The organism is Spirosoma foliorum, from assembly GCF_014117325.1.
Classification (GTDB): Bacteria; Bacteroidota; Bacteroidia; order Cytophagales; family Spirosomataceae; genus Spirosoma; species Spirosoma foliorum.
This window is the reverse complement of the sequence record NZ_CP059732.1, coordinates 6817478-6835305: the sequence shown is the minus strand read 5'-3', so window position 1 is coordinate 6835305 and position 17828 is coordinate 6817478. Positions and strand designations below refer to the sequence as shown.

At 46.6% G+C, this 17828-nt stretch carries 18 protein-coding genes; 9 read left to right on the top strand and 9 right to left on the bottom strand.

Features of this window, described 5'->3' with window-relative positions; all coding sequences use genetic code 11:
- The first annotated feature begins 96 nt into the window (after positions 1-96).
- The 3 genes from H3H32_RS28780 to H3H32_RS28770 are packed head-to-tail and all read left to right on the top strand — an operon-like array spanning position 97 to position 1267.
- A complete protein-coding gene (locus H3H32_RS28780) occupies positions 97-381 on the top strand; it encodes a DUF4160 domain-containing protein (protein ID WP_182459175.1) in 285 nt (94 codons plus the stop codon).
- Positions 341-652: a DUF2442 domain-containing protein gene (locus H3H32_RS28775; protein WP_182459174.1), complete on the top strand. Its 312-nt coding sequence runs from the start codon at positions 341-343 to the stop codon at positions 650-652. Before H3H32_RS28780 ends, H3H32_RS28775 begins: the two co-directional genes overlap by 41 nt.
- A gap of 21 nt (positions 653-673) precedes the next feature.
- Entirely contained in the window at positions 674-1267 is a 594-nt protein-coding gene (locus tag H3H32_RS28770; RefSeq protein WP_182459173.1) for a hypothetical protein, read from the top strand.
- Positions 1268-1567: 300 nt separating this feature from the next.
- Here the strand turns inward: H3H32_RS28770 and mnmH are convergent, their stop codons facing one another.
- Together mnmH and H3H32_RS28760 are read right to left on the bottom strand one after the other, a co-directional pair.
- Entirely contained in the window at positions 1568-2620 is a 1053-nt protein-coding gene (gene mnmH, locus H3H32_RS28765) for a tRNA 2-selenouridine(34) synthase MnmH (RefSeq protein WP_182459172.1), read from the bottom strand.
- Between the two features lie 75 nt (positions 2621-2695).
- Complete coding sequence (locus tag H3H32_RS28760) at positions 2696-3433, bottom strand: pyridoxine 5'-phosphate synthase (RefSeq protein ID WP_182459171.1); 738 nt, start codon at positions 3431-3433, stop codon at positions 2696-2698.
- Between the two features lie 133 nt (positions 3434-3566).
- On the opposite strand from H3H32_RS28760, the gene H3H32_RS28755 reads away from it, so the two are divergent.
- The 4 genes from H3H32_RS28755 to H3H32_RS28740 all read left to right on the top strand — a co-directional run bounded on the left by H3H32_RS28755 (position 3567) and on the right by H3H32_RS28740 (position 7372).
- Complete coding sequence (locus tag H3H32_RS28755) at positions 3567-4016, top strand: GatB/YqeY domain-containing protein (protein ID WP_182459170.1); 450 nt, start codon at positions 3567-3569, stop codon at positions 4014-4016.
- Positions 4017-4137: 121 nt separating this feature from the next.
- Positions 4138-4647, top strand: coding sequence for a CvpA family protein (locus tag H3H32_RS28750; protein ID WP_182459169.1), 510 nt, complete (start codon positions 4138-4140; stop codon positions 4645-4647).
- An 80-nt stretch (positions 4648-4727) separates the two neighbouring features.
- Positions 4728-5774, top strand: a complete 1047-nt coding sequence (gene rlmN, locus H3H32_RS28745; protein WP_182459168.1) for a dual-specificity RNA methyltransferase RlmN — start codon at positions 4728-4730, stop codon at positions 5772-5774.
- 176 nt (positions 5775-5950) lie between these two features.
- Positions 5951-7372: an inorganic phosphate transporter gene (locus H3H32_RS28740; RefSeq protein ID WP_182459167.1), complete on the top strand. Its 1422-nt coding sequence runs from the start codon at positions 5951-5953 to the stop codon at positions 7370-7372.
- A gap of 75 nt (positions 7373-7447) precedes the next feature.
- On the opposite strand, the gene H3H32_RS28735 is transcribed toward H3H32_RS28740, so the two are convergent.
- The 5 genes from H3H32_RS28735 to H3H32_RS28720 form a co-directional block, all read right to left on the bottom strand.
- A complete protein-coding gene (locus H3H32_RS28735) occupies positions 7448-8143 on the bottom strand; it encodes a 3-keto-disaccharide hydrolase (RefSeq protein WP_182459166.1) in 696 nt (231 codons plus the stop codon).
- Between the two features lie 27 nt (positions 8144-8170).
- Entirely contained in the window at positions 8171-9013 is an 843-nt protein-coding gene (locus H3H32_RS28730; RefSeq protein ID WP_182459165.1) for a formylglycine-generating enzyme family protein, read from the bottom strand.
- A 9-nt stretch (positions 9014-9022) separates the two neighbouring features.
- On the bottom strand, positions 9023-9325 hold the full coding sequence (locus H3H32_RS37610; RefSeq protein WP_240543524.1) for a hypothetical protein: 303 nt from the start codon (positions 9323-9325) through the stop codon (positions 9023-9025).
- Between the two features lie 10 nt (positions 9326-9335).
- The gene (locus tag H3H32_RS28725) at positions 9336-11357 is read right to left on the bottom strand and encodes a DUF7133 domain-containing protein (protein ID WP_240543523.1); all 2022 of its coding nucleotides are present in this window, start codon (positions 11355-11357) and stop codon (positions 9336-9338) included.
- Positions 11358-11479: 122 nt separating this feature from the next.
- Positions 11480-12292, bottom strand: coding sequence for a lysophospholipid acyltransferase family protein (locus tag H3H32_RS28720; protein ID WP_182459164.1), 813 nt, complete (start codon positions 12290-12292; stop codon positions 11480-11482).
- Between the two features lie 287 nt (positions 12293-12579).
- On the opposite strand from H3H32_RS28720, the gene H3H32_RS28715 reads away from it, so the two are divergent.
- Both H3H32_RS28715 and H3H32_RS28710 read left to right on the top strand, forming a co-directional pair.
- Positions 12580-13272, top strand: coding sequence for a porin family protein (locus H3H32_RS28715; protein ID WP_182464513.1), 693 nt, complete (start codon positions 12580-12582; stop codon positions 13270-13272).
- Between the two features lie 219 nt (positions 13273-13491).
- On the top strand, positions 13492-14523 hold the full coding sequence (locus tag H3H32_RS28710) for a fatty acid desaturase (protein ID WP_182459163.1): 1032 nt from the start codon (positions 13492-13494) through the stop codon (positions 14521-14523).
- 125 nt (positions 14524-14648) lie between these two features.
- Here the strand turns inward: H3H32_RS28710 and H3H32_RS28705 are convergent, their stop codons facing one another.
- Complete coding sequence (locus H3H32_RS28705; protein ID WP_182459162.1) at positions 14649-16748, bottom strand: protein-disulfide reductase DsbD family protein; 2100 nt, start codon at positions 16746-16748, stop codon at positions 14649-14651.
- A 166-nt stretch (positions 16749-16914) separates the two neighbouring features.
- Positions 16915-17748, bottom strand: a complete 834-nt coding sequence (locus H3H32_RS28700; RefSeq protein ID WP_182459161.1) for a phytanoyl-CoA dioxygenase family protein — start codon at positions 17746-17748, stop codon at positions 16915-16917.
- Positions 17749-17828: the final 80 nt, after the last annotated feature.

Sequence of the window (17828 nt, the reverse complement as noted above, 5' to 3'; positions counted from 1 at the left end):
GGCTTTGTGGATATGCGAATGACCAACTATTAGCTAACCAATCTTATTAGTAGTTTAATTTGGTGATTTAGGGTACATGGTTGGCTATATTTGCCTATGCCTAAATTTCTGGAATTATACGGCTGGCGTTTTTTTGCCGTCATGTTCGATCTGTTAAACGAACCTTTCCATATTCATGTTACAGACAAAGGAAAGAAAGAATGTAAGTATTGGGTAAGACCGAACGGAGCCTTGCAACTGGCATTTAACCGAGGTTTTACAGGTCACGAACTTCGTAAAATTGAGAAAGCGATCATAACGCATTTAACTGCGATTATTCATCAATACCAAACGCATTGCCATGAGAACGGCCTTAAGCCCATCTACAAAAAAATCGACTAAGACCAAAGGCACCAATTCCGCTTTGTCGATTCAACCGGAGTTTCTGCCCGATTTATCGGCTGTTGTGGTTACGGATACCATGGTTAGTTGCACGTTTGAGGATGGACGTTCGATTAGCTTTCCAATCACCTGGTCTATAAAACTTGCTGAGGCAACTCAGGAACAGCGTCAGGCGTTTGAGTTTAACGCCCACTTTATATTTTGGGACAGTATTGACGAAATTATCGGAGTTCGCAATATCCTGTTTGGTAAGCAACTCCGCTGGGAGTAACTCATGAAGTATTCTTTAACTATGAAATTGCAAACGGTTATCTGCACGATTTTACTGCCTCTTGTCTTCTCTGCCTGCAACCCTGAGCGGGTGCATTATACAAGCGAGCTGAAGGCGGAAATGGCTGATTCGAAAATCAAGCGGATCACGAATGCTGATATTATTGAAACGGTAGATGATTTAGGTGGGAAGATTAGTGCCGCTGTAGAGAAAGATCTGACGACCCAGCTTCAAAAAGCGACCAAGCCTGCCGACAAAACGAAACTTTGTCAGCTGAAAAACCTACCTCGGGTCAAAGCGATTGCCGAACGATATGACGTAGACATTCGCCTTCTGGGCGAAGGTGATATTCAGAATATGAAGTTGGATATTAAGGAGCGCGATATTCTGGATGCTTACTTGTACAGTGTAAAGCAGAAACAGGCTCCAATCTCTAACATCCAGAAAATCAACGACACGCTATTTGTTTATAACTCAGTTGTACCGGCCAGTAATTTAATCTGTAAAGCTTGTTACGGAAATCAGGAAACACCGTTTGCCGTCTGGCATGTAGGCTTCAATAAACGGGAAGTCGTTCGGCGAATGAATTCAAGCGTCAAAAAGAAGAAGTCGTGATTTCTGGCATAACTGGCGCGAGTATTTACTCGTGCCCATAATTTCGTCAGTATTTACTGACACATAGAGCCTGTTTAGGATTTCAGTTCGAGAGCATTTTTGTCATCCTGACGCAGGACCGGGCCGCCGGAGCGGGGATCTTCGGATGAGGCAGAAAAACTTCCGGCTACAGAAGATCCCCGCTCCGGCGGCCCGGTCCTGCGTCGGGATGACAAAAATCACTCAACTCTTATCCTTTTTCAAAATCCTAAACAGGTTCATAAAATATCTAGTTAAAGGCGTCAGTGAATACTGACGAAATTATGGGCACGGGTGAATACCCGCACCAGTCGTATTGGCCCATTCGATCAGCTTTCCGGCCGTTTGGACTGGGCTATCTTCCTGGACAGCTATTGGATAGACACTCGTCGCATCTCGCTCTGAAAGACCGTGTAGATACGCTTTGTCGTAATAATGCAGCGTCAGATCGGCGACGTTTGCATAATCCTGATTGTCTAGTGCTGCGAGGGCATCTTTAATCGCTTTTCCGCCGAGTCGCTTTCGGATTCGTTCGGTGGCTTCGACCAGTAGTTTGTGGTCAATGCCTGCGTACTCTGCTACCAATCGGTGTATACGGTTTTCTTTGGGTACGTCAATGAAGGCAACCGGAGCGACTCGCATCTGGTGCCAGAGGGCTAGTGGAATGAAACAGGAACCAATGTTGCGGCTTTCATCCTCAAGCCAGATTCGACGGTCGGCATCCAACGCTCGTAGCTTATGAAAAAGAAGGTTCTCGAATTGCTCATTGGCCGGTTGGGCCTGCTGACCAATAGCACCATAGGAGGAACCCTTATGATTAGCCAGCCCTTCAAGATCGATGATCTGTTCGCCTTGTCGGGCCAGCTCTTTCAAAATATCCGTTTTGCCGCTTCCCGTTTTGCCGCCAAGAATAAGCAGTTTCCGGGGCTCAGCGAACGTAGACAGTACTGCGTTTCGATAGGCTTTATAGCCACCAATGAGTGTCGAAGCCGTTAGCCCGGCTGTATCCAGCAACCAGGCAAACGAGCCACTGCGCATGCCACCCCGCCAGCAGTGTACTAGTACTTCCTTGTTCGTCGGATTGAGTTTTTTCGACTGCTTAACAAAGTTGGCTAGTTTGGGCCCAACAAAATTAAGTCCCAGTAGTACGGCTGCATCTTTACCCGCGTTCTTGTATTTCGTGCCAACCTGCGCCCGCTCGTCATTGTCGAACAGCGGAATACTCACTGCGCCTGGAATATGCGCATGATCATACTCGCCCGGCGACCGAACGTCGATAATAGGTAGGCTTTGTGCTTTTTCAAGAAAAGCATCAACAGGCAACTGGTGGACCATCGGGAACCGGGATTTATTTGATTTTACTGACCGACTATGATTTTATTGTTCAGTTCGGCAAAGCCGAAATCAAAGTCAGTCAGTTAAATCAGATAAATCTCGGTTCAGACAGCGTAAATACATCTGAATTGTATTCTCCAACCCAAAATAGAGCGCGTCGCAAATAAGCGCGTGACCAATGGAAACTTCCTGCAAACCAGGCACTTGCTGATCGAAGTAAAGCAGGTTTTCCCGACTCAAATCGTGGCCTGCATTCAAACCCAAGCCTAATTCGTTGGCGCGTTTAGCCGCTCGGACAAAAGGAGCTACTGCATCTTCCCGATTTTCGGCGTAGTGCGTGGCATAGGGTTCGGTATATAACTCAATCCGGTCAGTACCAACGGCTTTAGCCCCTTCCACCATGCGTTCATCCGCATCGACAAAAATGGAAACACGAATGCCGTCAGCCTTGAAGGTGTCGATGAGGTATTTAAGATGGTCGGCGTGGCGAATGGTATCCCAACCAGCGTTGGAGGTAATCGCGTCGGGTGCATCAGGCACTAGGGTCACCTGTGCAGGCTTTACTCGTTTTACCAGCTCGATGAATCGTTCGTCGGGGTTGCCTTCAATATTGAACTCGGTTGTAACAACTTCGTGGAGGTCCAGAACATCCTGATAACGAATATGCCGTTCATCGGGGCGGGGGTGAACCGTGATGCCTTGCGCACCGAAACGTTCACAGTCGAGCGCGACTTTAACGAGGTCGGGGTTATTGCCGCCCCGAGCATTTCGGATGGTGGCAATTTTGTTGATATTAACGCTTAATCTAGTCACGGTTAGGAATGATGAATTATAAATGATGAATTATAAACCGTATATGGTTTTGTTAACTTTGCTCAATGATAGTTGGTTCGTTTTGCCAACATTCATCATTCATCATTCATCATTTATAATTCATCATTGCAAGATGGCTTTAAAACAACAAATTGACGCCGATATAAAACAGGCTATGCTGGCTAAAGATCAGGACAAACTTCGCGCGCTACGGGCGGTGAAGTCGATGATTCTGCTTGAAGAAACCAAAGAAGGCCAGTCCGGCGATCTTAAACCCGAAGATGAAACCAAGATTCTGACCAAAGCGGTAAAACAGCGGAAAGATTCTGCCGACATCTATCGCCAACAAAACCGCGCCGATTTACTGGCCGTTGAAGAAGCAGAAATTGCCGTTATTGAGCAATACCTGCCGAAGCAACTGTCGGAAGACGAACTGAAAGAGAAACTACAGGTGATTATAACCCGTATTGGTGCATCGGTTCCATCAGACATAGGCAAAGTAATGGGCGTAGCCACCAAAGAACTTGCCGGTCAAACGGACGGTAAGGCAATTTCGGCCATGGCGAAGCAGTTACTACAATGAGTGATTGAGTGATTGAATTGTTGAGTGACTGAATTACGGTTGGCCGTGCAGTCAAGGGTTTATTCAATCATTCAATCATTCAGCAATTCAATCATTCAATTTGAACACTCTCGACATCCTCATGCTTATTCCCCTCGCCTGGGGAGCTTTTAACGGATACCGCAAAGGTCTTCTGGTGGAGATCGTTGCGGTAATCGCGTTTGTGGTGGCTATGATTGTCGGGTTTAAGTTTCTGGCGTTCGGGATCGACTTGCTCAGCCCGTATATTAGCCGGGAGATTGCCCGGAAAATTCTGCCGTGGCTGGGCTTTTCCGTAATCTTCTTCCCAACCGTTCTGATGATCAACCAGATGGGATTTGCCATCCGCCGATCGCTAAAATACTCACTATTAGGTACGTTCGATAGTGTAGCTGGTGCTGCCGTCGGTCTTTTTACGTGGGTCTTTGGAATTAGTGTTATCCTTTGGTTGTTAACCCATATGGGCGTAAAAATGCCCCCTCGCCAAACCGAAACCGCGTTTTTGTACCCTTACATACGGCCCATTGCTCCCAAAGTGATGGATAAAGCCGCCGTCTGGGTACCAAAAGGGCTGGAAGCAGGAAAAAAATGGCAGGCAGATATTAATAATTGAATGATTGAGTGACTGAATGAAAGAATACCATCCGGTAGCATTCACTCATTTAATCACTCATTCATTCAATAATTCAACCAATGAAACAAGACATCCGTAAACTGACCGCTGTTCAGTTAAAAGACTGGTTTGCAAAAAACGGCGAACAGGGATTTAGAGCCAAACAGGTTCATGAATGGCTCTGGAAAAAATCGGCACTTTCGTTCGAGCAGATGACGAACCTTTCGTTGTCGACGAGGGAGTTGCTGAATACTAATTTTGAAATTCGTCCGCTAACCGTTGACCAACAACAACGTAGCAACGACGGCACAATTAAGTCGTCGTTTAAGTTGTTTGATGGTAATCTGGTTGAGGGGGTACTAATTCCCGCTTTACGTTCGGATGACACGGATCGCATGACGGCCTGTGTATCGAGCCAGGTGGGGTGTTCGCTGACGTGTAAGTTTTGTGCCACGGGCTACATGGATCGCAAACGGAATCTGGATGCCGCTGAAATCTACGATCAGGTAGTCGCCATTGACCGGCAGGCGAAGGAAAATTACGATGTTCCGCTCTCGAATATCGTCTACATGGGCATGGGCGAGCCGTTGTTGAATTACAAAAACGTGCTTGAATCTGTTGACCGCATTACGTCGGCTGATGGGTTAGGCATGTCGCCGAAGCGGATTACTGTTTCGACGGCAGGCATTGCCAAGATGATTCGGCAACTCGGTGATGATGCCGTGAAATTCAACCTGGCCTTGTCGCTCCATGCTGCCAACGACATAAAGCGTGACCAGATTATGCCCATCAACGAAAGCAACACGCTGGAAGCATTGGGCGACGCACTGAGTTATTTTTATAAGAAAACAGGAACGCGCATCACATTCGAATACATTCTCTTCTATAATTTCAACGATACCTTGCAGGATGCGCAGGAGCTATGGAAGTTTACGAAGCGTGTTCCGGCCAAGATTAATATCATTGAATATAACCCCATTGCTGAAGCTAATTTCAAAAACACCGATCCCCAAACGCTGGATAAGTTCGCTGGCTATTTGGAAAATAAAGGTGTAACGGTAAACGTTCGCCGGAGCCGGGGTAAGGATATTGACGCTGCTTGTGGGCAGCTAGCAGGTAAAAAGTAGAGACGCGACCCTTCGCGTCTTTTATTCGGATGGACCAGCTGGCGTATCTGAGACGCGAAGGGTCGCGTCTCTACTTAACAATTTGGTAATATAGCTATCCTCAGTTTGTCTTACTTTTGTGGCAATCATTGGCTTACGGACCCACTGTTAGCCTGTCTACAGAAGATATCCCTCGTATGTTTGGATTAGAAACGGATGTTTTTATCCTCCTCTTCATCAGCTTATTCGCTGCTTGTGCTTTTGAATTTGTTAATGGTTTCCACGATACAGCCAACGCTGTAGCCACCGTTATTTACACCAATTCGTTAAAACCAACCGTTGCCGTTGTCTGGTCTGGGATCTGCAACTTCACTGGAGTTTTGTTGGGTGGTATCGGGGTTGCGATGGGAATTGTGAATCTGCTCCCGGTTGAATTGCTGGTCGACCAGAATGTTTATCATAGTGTAGCCATGGTGTTGGCCTTGCTACTAAGCGCCATCATCTGGAATTTGGGAACCTGGTATTTCGGTATTCCTAGCTCAAGTTCGCATACGCTGATTGGCTCGATTTTGGGGGTTGGCCTTGCTTTTTCAACTCTGCCCGAAAACACAGCCGGAGCTGCTGTGAACTGGGATAAGGCTATCGAAACAGGTGAAGCACTCTTATTATCGCCATTACTGGGCTTTAGTTTAGCGATTGTCTTGATGTTTGTCTTACGTCGACTATCGTCTGAAGATGTCAAGACGGCGCTTTTTAAAGAGCCTAAGAAAAACAGCGAGCCACCAGCCTGGATTCGTGGTATTCTGATTCTTACCTGTTCTTTAGTAAGCTTCTTTCACGGAAGCAACGATGGACAGAAAGGTGTCGGTTTGATTATGCTCATTCTAATCGGGATTGTACCGTATCATTTTGCGGTTAAATCGGACATCGACCCGCGCCTGATGCAAACGAACATTACTGGAATTGAGCAGACGATTGCTGCGCTGGATTCAAATCAGTTATCGCCTGCCAATCGTGAACGCCTTGTTCGCACCCGTGCTGAACTGACGGAATTGAGCAAACTGGTTAATGGCCCATTAGTTGACAATAAAATTCCGAACGAAAAGCGTCTGGACGTACGGAAAGATTTATTGCTGATTAATAGCAATATGAAAAACATTACGGCTGATGAAGGAGCTAATCTTAGCACAAGTCAACTGGCTGTATTGAGCAAAAGCCTTAATGAAGAGAGCGGCTTACGTCGCTTTACGGATTATGCTCCTTTCTGGGTTATTCTGATGATCGCCGTTTCGTTAGGCTTAGGTACCATGATTGGCTGGCGCCGGATTGTAGTGACCGTTGGTGAGAAAATTGGTAAACAACACCTAACCTATGCCCAGGGAGCCTCGGCCGAATTGGTTGCCGCTACGATGATTGGCCTTGGTACCGCGTTGAAGTTGCCAATTAGTACCACACACGTACTGTCGTCAGGTATTGCCGGAAGCATGGTTGCCAGCAAAGGCATCAAAAACCTTCAAGCTGATACAGTCAGAAATATTGCACTCGCCTGGGTACTTACACTGCCCGTTTCGGTGCTGCTTTCGTTTACACTCTATATTTTCTTCCGCTGGATTTTATAATAGAGTAGCGTGGACCTCCGGTCCGCATAGCTTAAACACAACCTAAGCTATGCGGACCGGAGGTCCACGCTACTTTTACAGTTCTTTAATAGCAATATTTCGAAATCGGTGAGCGGCACCGGGTTTCCATGAGTTAGCCATATTAAAGGACTCTGCAGCTGCCGAATATACAGCCGACCAGTGCGCCTGTAGCCCAATCATCCCTTTCGTTTCTCCGGCAACAAAGTCATTGACTGGCTCGGTAACCTCCCACATTTGCTGACCGTTTACCCACAGGGTTACATGTGGAATTTCACCTTCCATGCGGATGCGGAAGGAATTCCAGTCGCCGGGTCTCCAGACTTGGGCAATGCTTTTAGCCTGAGCGCCTTTGCTCACGTTCATCCGTTCGCCTAATAGATCACCCAAACCGCTGGGCGTAGCTAATTCGACCTGGTAAGCTGCCCCGCTTTCGGTGGAGCGGATGAAGATGCCACCATTGCAAAACGAATCGACTTTAGCTTCCAGATAAAGTTCAAAGTTGCCATATTTTTTGTCGGTTAGCAGAACACCGCCTTGCCCGTATGGATATTGTTTCAGGGTAACGACACCATTTTCTACGTAGAAATTGCCGGTTGTTCCCTGGTGCGATGTCCGGCTCGTGTGCCATCCTTTTAAATCTTTTCCATTGAAAATAGGGGTGAAACCTGCCGGAATTTTGCCGATTTGGGCACTGGCAAAACTCGCCATCAACGAGAACAACAGGAGACTGGTTATTTTTTTTAAGGACATGGTTAATGAAATTTCAAGTTAGGGTAATCACTTCGTTTCCATCACAACGCGAAAACCGACATCCCACCCGTTGCCTGGTCCGGCTGCGTGAGTCATGTAGGTCGCATTTTTTACATCGCCCATAAACGAAGCTCCTTTTAGCACATGCTGGTTACCTGAACGTGGGGGTGTTTGATCGGCAAAGATTTTCTCGTTGTAATAATCCTGAACCCATTCCCAAACGTTGCCTAGCGTGTCGTAAAGTCCCCAGGCATTCGGTGTTTTCTGGCCAACCTTACTGGTCGTTTTGGAGCCCATTTGTGCCGATGCCCAAATCGCTTTCCAGGAAATGTCGTCCTGGGCACCAGCACGGGCAGCGTATTCCCATTCAAATTCGGTGGGTAGTCGGTAATGATGATTTTTGTCTAAAGCATTGAGTTTTGCCAGAAACTTCTGAGTGTCCTGCCAGGTGACTTGTTCAACCGGATGTTGGTCGGCTTCATCTTTGACTTTATCTCCCTGAAAAGCGGATGGATTGCTACCCATTACCTGTTTCCATTGGGCCTGTGTAACCTCAAATTTGCCAATGTAATAAGGGCTACTAATCTTGACCGGGAAGCCAGGCCGGGCATCTTGTTTTACTAATTTCTCCGCTAGTTGGTAGTCATTTTGCGTCCACGGCATTCCGGGATCTTTACTTGCTGATACTGTAGAAATCGCTGGCTGATGGGGATAAGGAGGCTGAAATCGTCCAACAGTCATACTCCCCGGTTGAATGAGTACAAACTCCATACCGATGCTATTTGTATAGGTAGGCTCTTGTGCGAAGGCCGCAGACGCATAAAGCACAAACAGACAGCCTAGAAGACTTTTTACAAAAGGTACGTTCATCGGTTTGGGCTATTTGTGAGACTTGTCTTTATCGTCTGGTTTACTCCAGTTAGTGCGTTCCGCGCGACCTAACTTAAATATTTCCAACTCCTGCTGAGTCATGCCTGCTGGAATGACGGGTGTATTGGCGCGGGTATAAGCTACTTCTTCGGGTGTGACAACCGATGATTTATTACCTAATTCGCTACTGTTTCGGACATAACTAAGTACCGAAGCAATCCATTTGTCATCGTTGGCAGCCATCGAGGGCATCATATCGGTGTAAGTTTTGCCATCTACGGGGCCTCTCATACCGTTCAGCAGCAGCTGCATCAATAGCGTTTTATCGCCTTTCACACGTGGCGAGCCAACCAGAGGGGGGAGCAGGCATTTGTTTGCCTCCCATCGTAATGCCTTTGCCATCAGGCCCGTGGCAGGTGGCGCAGAGCTGCTTGAAAATCGTTGCACCTCGAGTTACTAAAGCGCGATCGGCAGGACTTAGGTTGCGAGTGCGCTCCTGTTCGGCCTGAAGAATTTTCTGCGATTCAGCAAAAGTTGTAAACGAAAATTGCATCAGCTCATTCTTCGGGTTTTCGGCCAGTAGCGTCTTGACAAGCGCCTGCGTTTGGGGTGTTTTATGGCTACGAAGTGATAAGGCCAACTGAATCCGTACATCGGCACTTGGGTCGTCTTTCAGGGTGGCCAGCTTTGACATTACCTCTGCATCTTTCTTCTTCAAATAATACTCACTGACCCAGACAGCGGTTTTACGAACCTGCGCGTCCGTATCAGCAAACGCTTTAAAAAGCGTCGGTTTATCAATAGCTTCCAAACCTTCCAGTGTCCATAACGCATGAATCCGGGCTAATGGACTGGGTTGTTTGAGCAAAGATGCCTTTTCACCAATAGCGATTTGCCGAAGCGTTGGTACTACAGACTGATCGTTCCGAACAATAAGCAACTGTTGTGCATTATCTCGCCACCAGCCATTTGGGTGATCGAGGTAGGTTACCAATTTACTGCTCAACTCATTAAGCATATTGGGCCGTTGAGTATCGCGTTTGAAATCATCGTGAACGATGCGGTAAATTCGACCCATGCCTCGATTTTTATACAAACCTTTTTGTTGAATGATGCCACCCAAGTACGAACCGGGCTTGGTCCACTCGCTTTCCTGAATGATGCCGTGGTACATATCAACAATGTAAAAACAGCCATCGGGCCCCGTGTAGGTATTGATAGGGCGGAAATTCATATCAGCAGAAGCCAGCCAATCTTTCTGCTTATAGGCATCGTCAATGTAAATTTTACCATCTCGGTTACTCACTTTTCCGCGCTTGATAATCCGCCCTACGGGTTCCGGAATAAAATAATCGCCCTGCATATCGGCAGGTAAGCGATCTCCCCGGAAAATGGACTGACCACAGCCAGCGGTAAATTTATTGAGTGTGTTGTCTTCAGGCCGTAGAGCTTCCCTGCCACCTTGTGCATCGACAGTTCCGATAATTGGCCAGGGTTTTGTGAAGTCTTCTGAGTATTGATCGGCAAAGTTAAGAGCACCGTAGGCCGGATTTTGCTGAATTTGTACGGCTGGTAAGCCAGGCCCGGCTTCTGAATAAAATAAACGACCATAATTGTCAGTCGTCATACCCCATTGACCAATCATATTATCGACCAGCGTATCGGCCAGGAGTTTGCCGTTTTTGTATTTATACCGGAGATTATCACGGGTTGGATAAATCCAATTATCCAGATTCCAGATCATCCCACCATTCTGATGCTCCAGATTGCGGGAGTCGATGGCATCATTCTTAAATACTATCTTTTTCTCATCGGCCTTGCCATCGCCGTTGGTATCCCGATAACTCCAGATATGCTGAACATTGGTAATGCCCACCAACAACTGATCGCCCACGGGCAGGATAGTGCGAGGTAGTACGAGGCTATCAATAAAGATGGTCGATTTATCCATCTTGCCGTCGCCATCGGTATCTTCCAAACGTTTGATTCGGCTTGTTGGAGCATACTCTCCAGTGGCACTGGCATCGATCATGTATGTATTCATCTCGACTACATACAGCCTGCCATTTCCATCCCAGGCCATCGCGACGGGTTCCTGGATCATCGGTTCGCTGGCAACCAGCTCAACGTGATAGCCCGGCGGAAGTTGAATTTTTTTTATGCTCGCTTCTGGCGATAGAGGCTCCACAGGCGGATTCGTGTCCTGAACGACGCGCGCAAAGTCATTGCTAGAAGAGGATTTGTAAGACTGATTACAACTGGAAGCCAGTAAGCCTAGTACTAATGCGCAGGCGGGAAATAAACAGTTCGTTAGGGTTGGATTTACATACAATCGCATAGCCATTCGTCTTTAGAAATAAGTCGTTCGCCGTTTTGGCAAGTTCGTTGGCGTGTAGTATAAAGACGAGTTCTATGTAACCTACTATAAGCTATGAGGGTGAATGGGAAGCATGACTTGCATTGTGACTAACTTTTTTCCTGGGCCCATTCTGGGGCATCCTGCTCAATAGCATGACGAACTTTGGCTACGATATCATCGACCGTATCGTCGGGGCTGTAGTGTAGCGGGGCTTTAAACTGAACTGTCAGAAGGGTGTTCCGTTTTTTAAAGCGCAACCCTTTTTTATCGAAAGCACGTCGAAAACCGTTGATAACTACCGGAATAACAATGGGTTCGTTGTTTTTGAGAAGATGCCCAGTTCCTTTCCGAATGGGAGCGTAGGGAGTGGTAGTGCCCTGCGGGAAGCTAACAACCCAACCGTGCGCAAGCGCTTTGGCAATTTTATCATTGGCCGTGTTGTCAACTGCCCGCTGCACTTCGCGGCCTTCAGCCCGCCAGGATCGTTCGATAGTGAGCGCACCCGCTGCCGACAGCACGCGGGGTACAAACCCTTTTTTCATGGTTTCAGAAGCGGCTACATAATACTGTCGGGCACGTGGGCCAAGTAGATAGACAGGAGGCACAATCGTGTTCTGAAACCCCCATTTTACAGCGCAGAAAATCTGAAAAAAGGCAATCACATCCGCAAAATAGGTCTGATGATTCGACAGAAACAGCACATTATTGATCGGAAGATTTTCCAGATTTTCTGTCCCTTCGATCTCAATCCGGTTCACAACCGTATAGCGGGCATAGGTTAACCACCCAACAATACCAATAAGTATTCTTCTGATTAACAGTGAACTACCGAATGGATCGCACTCAAATAGGCCCAGTAAGTCCAACGGCATCAGAAACTTAGGCAGGTAGCTGAATTTAGTTGGCTTAATATACTTCATCGTTAGGTTAAGATTATAGGTAGTTGGTAAAGTTACAAGGACGCTACAATGTTTTCAAGAAAAAATACAAACTACTGATTGCCAGTAATAAACATTTAGTAAATGAGGACGAAATAAGGGCTGACGATAAACACGCATAAATTTTTTTTATGGACTGGTTAATCCTTTCGGCAATGGCTTCCTCTAACAGGCATAATCGCAAAAACAATAACTACTTCGCCTATCGCCGACGTTTTACGCAATCAATTTCAGGTTCTCATTTTCTAGTCAATTTTCCCTATAATACCATGAAACGAATTGTGCTTGCCGGTGTTCTTGCCTTCTTTGGCTTATTTGTTACCCAAATTTCTGTTGCTCAGGTTCAGGTTGGTATCCGCGGTGGTGCCAATGCTGGGTTTGCCTCAAAACCCGACTTTCTTGGCAGTATGATGCCTGATTTTCATCCGACAATTGGCCCAACAGCGGCTCTTTTCTTAGATATTCCATTGAGTGAGCGCGTCTCATTCCGACCCGAAATCGCTTATGTACAAAAAGGCGTGGCTATTAAAGAAGGTATTGATCTGAATCTTGGCGGATTTAATCTCCCAATAGGAGCTACCATTGCCTATCAATCTCAACAACTTGAAGTGCCCTTGCTCTTTAAATTTAACCTGTCTGATGGCCCCGTTCAACCTTACTTAATTGCAGGGCCTTCTGTAAGTTACGCGCTCGATGGTCGTATTCGGACACGGGCTTCGGGCCTGATTACGACAAAGCCTTACGATATAGACGTCAATTATGGCGGTATGCTGAACCGCTGGGATGTTAGCGCTGTAGGTGGCCTTGGTCTCGCGTTCGATGCGGGTGCTGGTAAGTTCTTTATCGAAGGCCGTTACACAAATGGCTTTACGCGTCAGATTCAAGTACCCGTCGTAAATGTCAATGTTCGGAATCGCGGAGTTGCTTTTTCGTTGGGCTATTCATTCCCAATTGGATATTAGATAGATGAGGTATTTCCTCGTGTATATAAAGAGTTTTATGTTTTTTGTTGAATCAACCTGAATTAGTAAAGGCGAGACGGCTCCGTTTCGCCTTTCTCGTTTACAGGAAAATATGATTAAAGTCAGGAATTTTTCGGGAGAATTAATAGCGTTACTAGTTGAAAATGTGTTAATTTTACTATTCGTATTCACTGTATTTGTACTGGCGATACCTTATTTATGGCAGCATTAACTGATTTTGTTCGGTCGAACACCACCGAACCACACCGAATTCGTACTCGACAAATCCTTAAATCTCACCCCGAAATCAAGAAACTGATCGGTCAGAAAAACCCGAATACGTTTTGGGTGGCTGCCTTTTGTGTAGTTCTGATGACGGGTATGGCCTGGCTCGTTCGTGACCAATCGTGGTGGATTGTAGTTGCGGCTGCCTGGTTTATTGGGGCATTCCCGGCACATACGCTATTCGTTTGTATTCACGAAGCGGCTCATAACCTGATTTTCAAGAAGCCCACAGCTAATGCATGGGCAGCTATTTTTGCAAACCTACCAACTGTATTCCCAACGGCACTAACGTTTAAGAATTTCCATATCAAGCACCATGCTTTTCAGGGGGTTCACGAACTGGATGCCGATTTGCCGGACTGGTATGAGGCTCGGTTAATCAAAAATTACGCTATTGGTAAGGCAATCTGGTTGTTGTTCTATCCTATTTTTCAGGGTATTCGTACGCTGCGGATGAAAGAATTAGCCGTTTTTGATAAATGGGTAATTGCCAATTTTATTGTTCAGATCACATTTGACGTACTGATTGTAACCTTGTTTGGCTGGAAAGCATTGGCTTTCATGGTGCTGTGTCTTTTCTTCTCGGTTGGCCTTCACCCATTGGGTGCGCGCTGGGCTCAGGAGCACTTCTTGACGCTTGACCCACAGCAGGAGACCTACAGCTACTACGGCCCGCTTAATGGCCCTAACTTAAACGTTGGGTTCCACAATGAGCACCACGATTTTCCGTCTATTCCCTGGAATAAGCTACCCGAAATTAAGAAATCGGCTCCCGAGTATTACGAGTCGCTGAAATATCATACATCGTTTGTGAAGCTATTCTTCCTTTTCCTATTCGATCAGGAGATATCACTTTATTCGCGTATTGTTCGTAAAGAGCGTGGCCGTGTCCCCGTTTCCGATCAATCGAAACCCGATATGGAATTAGTACAATCGCAGGTTGCTCCAGCCGAAGCCGCTGCTTAATCGACGCCTTAAGTATCTATCAATTAAAAATCCCCGCCAGAACATGGCGGGGATTTTTTGTGTAACGCGGACATCCTGTCCGCATAGTCTAACTATAACAATGCGGACAGGATGTCCGCGTTACGTTAAAACTTCGCCTTCCCTGAATCCAGAAACGCGACGAAGTTAGCTATATCACGGTCGTAGTTTTTAGGGGCTACCAGCAGTTTTCCGTCGCTATTTACCAGGCAGTAATGCGGTTGGGCGTTGTTGTTGTATTTTGTGATTTGCAGATCAGCGTTTTGGGAACCAATCGTTTTTTTAACCTTTTGGTCGTAGGTGGAGGTATACCATTCGGCTTCAGGAAGATCGGTTTTGTCGTCAACGTAGAGAGCTAGTACCACAAAATCATTCTGAAGTCGCGACAATACGGCGGGGTCCGACCAAACACGGGCTTCCATTTCCCGGCAGTTTACACAACCATGTCCGGTAAAATCAATAAACACAGGCTTGTTTACTTTCTTCGAATAGGCTAATGCCTGTTTGTAATCGAAAAATCCTTGTAAGCCGTGTGGCAGGTGAAACAGATCGGCATGTCGGATGGGGCCGCTTCCTGCTAGTCCTGGTGACTGTTGAGCACCGTTAGAAAATTTGCCGTGCAAATTGAAATCCTGTGATGTTTCGGGGGGTAAATAGCCCGATAATGCTTTCAACGGAGCACCCCATAAACCAGGAATCATGTAGACCACAAATGAGAACGTCGCGATGGCTAACAGGAGTTTCTGGACACTAATAAACTTGACCTCGCTATCGTGTGGCAGGCGAAGTTTTCCCAAGAAATAAAATCCAACCAGTGCGAAAATGACAATCCAGATCGCCAGGAAAACTTCCCGGTCGAGTAAATGCCAATGGTAAACCTGATCGGCAATGCTCAGGAATTTAAGGGCAAGCGCCAATTCAATAAAGCCCAGAACGACTTTCACGGAGTTGAGCCAGCCACCCGAACGAGGTAGACTTTTCATCCATTGTGGAAAGGCGGCAAACAGCGTAAAGGGTATGGCGAAGGCCGACGAAAATGCAGCCATTCCCAAAATGGGCTTCACCACTTCACCACCTGCCGATGCAACCAGCAAGCTACCGACAATTGGCCCGGTGCACGAAAACGACACAAGAACCAACGTAAAAGCCATGAAGAAAATCCCGGCAATACCACCCTTCTCCGAACGGGCATCGGCATTATTAATGAGCGAGTTCGGTAGGACAATTTCAAAAAGGCCCAGGAAGGAAAGACCGAAAATGAAGAAAGTCGCAAAGAAAATAAGGTTCGGCAGCCAGTGTGTACTAACAAAATTAGCAAAAGCTGGGCCGTTGAATCGAGAGACCACGGTGCCAATCAGCACGTAAATACCAATGATAAAGGCACCGTATAGAAAGGCTTTCCACATGCCGCCTTGCTGATTCGTAAAGAAACTCACTGTAGCCGGAATAATCGGGAATACGCAAGGAGTAAGCAACGCGACCAACCCCGATAGGAAAGCGGCCAGTAAAAAGCCTCCTAGAGAATCCTGGGGCGTATTTTTTGTGCCTTCCACCGACAAGTCCGGGATTTTAACGGCTTCCTTAACCGTAGGTTCTTCAGCTTTAACGGCTTCTGTCGCTGTCAGGGCAGGGGCTGGGGTAGCAGCCGCAACTTCTGTTTCGGAGGTTGGTTTGGTAACTGCTGAGGCCTCGGTTGGCGTTGATGCTACAGCGGTTGTAGCAGTAGTTGGCGCACTAACAACCAAGCCTGTAATGGCGAAATCCTCGTTTCCTGGAATGCACTGGCCGTCTTTGTCTGTACAAACCTGATAGTCGACATTACCTTCAATAATAGGCTTATCGCTAAGAATTTTAATGCGTTGCGAGAATTGAGCTGCGCCATGCATTACATACGTATCGCCCTCAAATACCTCTTCGTATTTGGTTTCGACTTTACTCACTGGCTTTACCTTTCCAACCAGTTCGAAGCTTTTGTTGGGGTTAAGCTTAATGACTGTTGGGAGAGGCCCATCAATTTTCGGGTTAACATCCGAGGAATAAATGTGGTAACCGGTTTGGACATTGGCCGTAAAACGTAACTCAATGACCTCGCCAACTTTGGCAGTAGTTTTGGCTGGTTTGTAGCTCCAGGTGACTGGTTTTAGAATCTGGGCAAACGTAGCTAGGGGTAGCAAGAGCCACACCGCAAGCGCAAGAATTGATTTCATCCCGCTTTGGGTAAGTTGATGGTTTGTTGGAACAACAGAAATACAGCAAAAATATTTCCATAAAAAAATAATAGTCGCCAATCGGTAGTTTGTAATAGACTGCATTCCTGAAAATGCTTGCCTATTCCAGACTATCGATTGGCGACTAATTGCTAGTAACTGATGACTAATAACTAAACAAAACTGGATTTATCTCGCTTTGCGGATTAGTTCCAACGGGCGCATTATTGAGCCAGGTGGCATGATCAGCAACCTGATATTCATTGCGAGGCTGCATCACAACCTGATCTTTATCCATATAAATCATGGTCATCACCTTGCGTGGACGATCGGATACATTAGGCCCGGCGCGGTGGAATGTCCAACCCGCATGATAACTCACTTCGCCTAACTCAAATGGCGTATCGTGAACGTTGAAATTTAATTTTTGTAAAGTATCAGATAGGATTTTTTCACTGTCATCACTGATTTCAATATCGCGGCCAATTTCAACATGCTGGCTTCCTTCGGCAAAGGCAAGAGGTCCCATTTCCATCGGTGTATCCTGCAACGGAATCCAGACGGTAACTGTGTTCGGCGAAGCAAGCGGCCAGTAAAACTGGTCGGCGTGCCAGGGGGTAATGCCACCTGAAGGTTCTTTGTATAAAGCCTGATCGTGATATAATCTTACACCTTCACCCCCCATTAGGTCGGCTGCGATTTTGGCTAGTCGCTTCGAGAAAACGAACTCTTTCGCTTGCTCATCTTCTCGCCAGAGATTCATGATCTGCAAAAACGCCCGCTCATAGGTGGTGCGCTCCTCCATTGGTTTGATGAGCGTATTGAGTCGAAAAACCAGATCCGTAATAATATCGCCGTAATAGGCCAGCGCGTCTGGACTCAGGACATGCTTGAGTTTTACATAGCCATGTTGACGATAGAAATCGATGGCTTCGGGACTAACTGTATAATAGGCGTCCAGTTCGTTGAGTAGAGTTTCTTTATCGATCGTAGCTTCCATTGATTGATGAGTAGTGTGTGATATAAAAGGGCTCTCGCACAAAGCTGTATCGGCATAACATGTATACAGCTTCGTGCAAT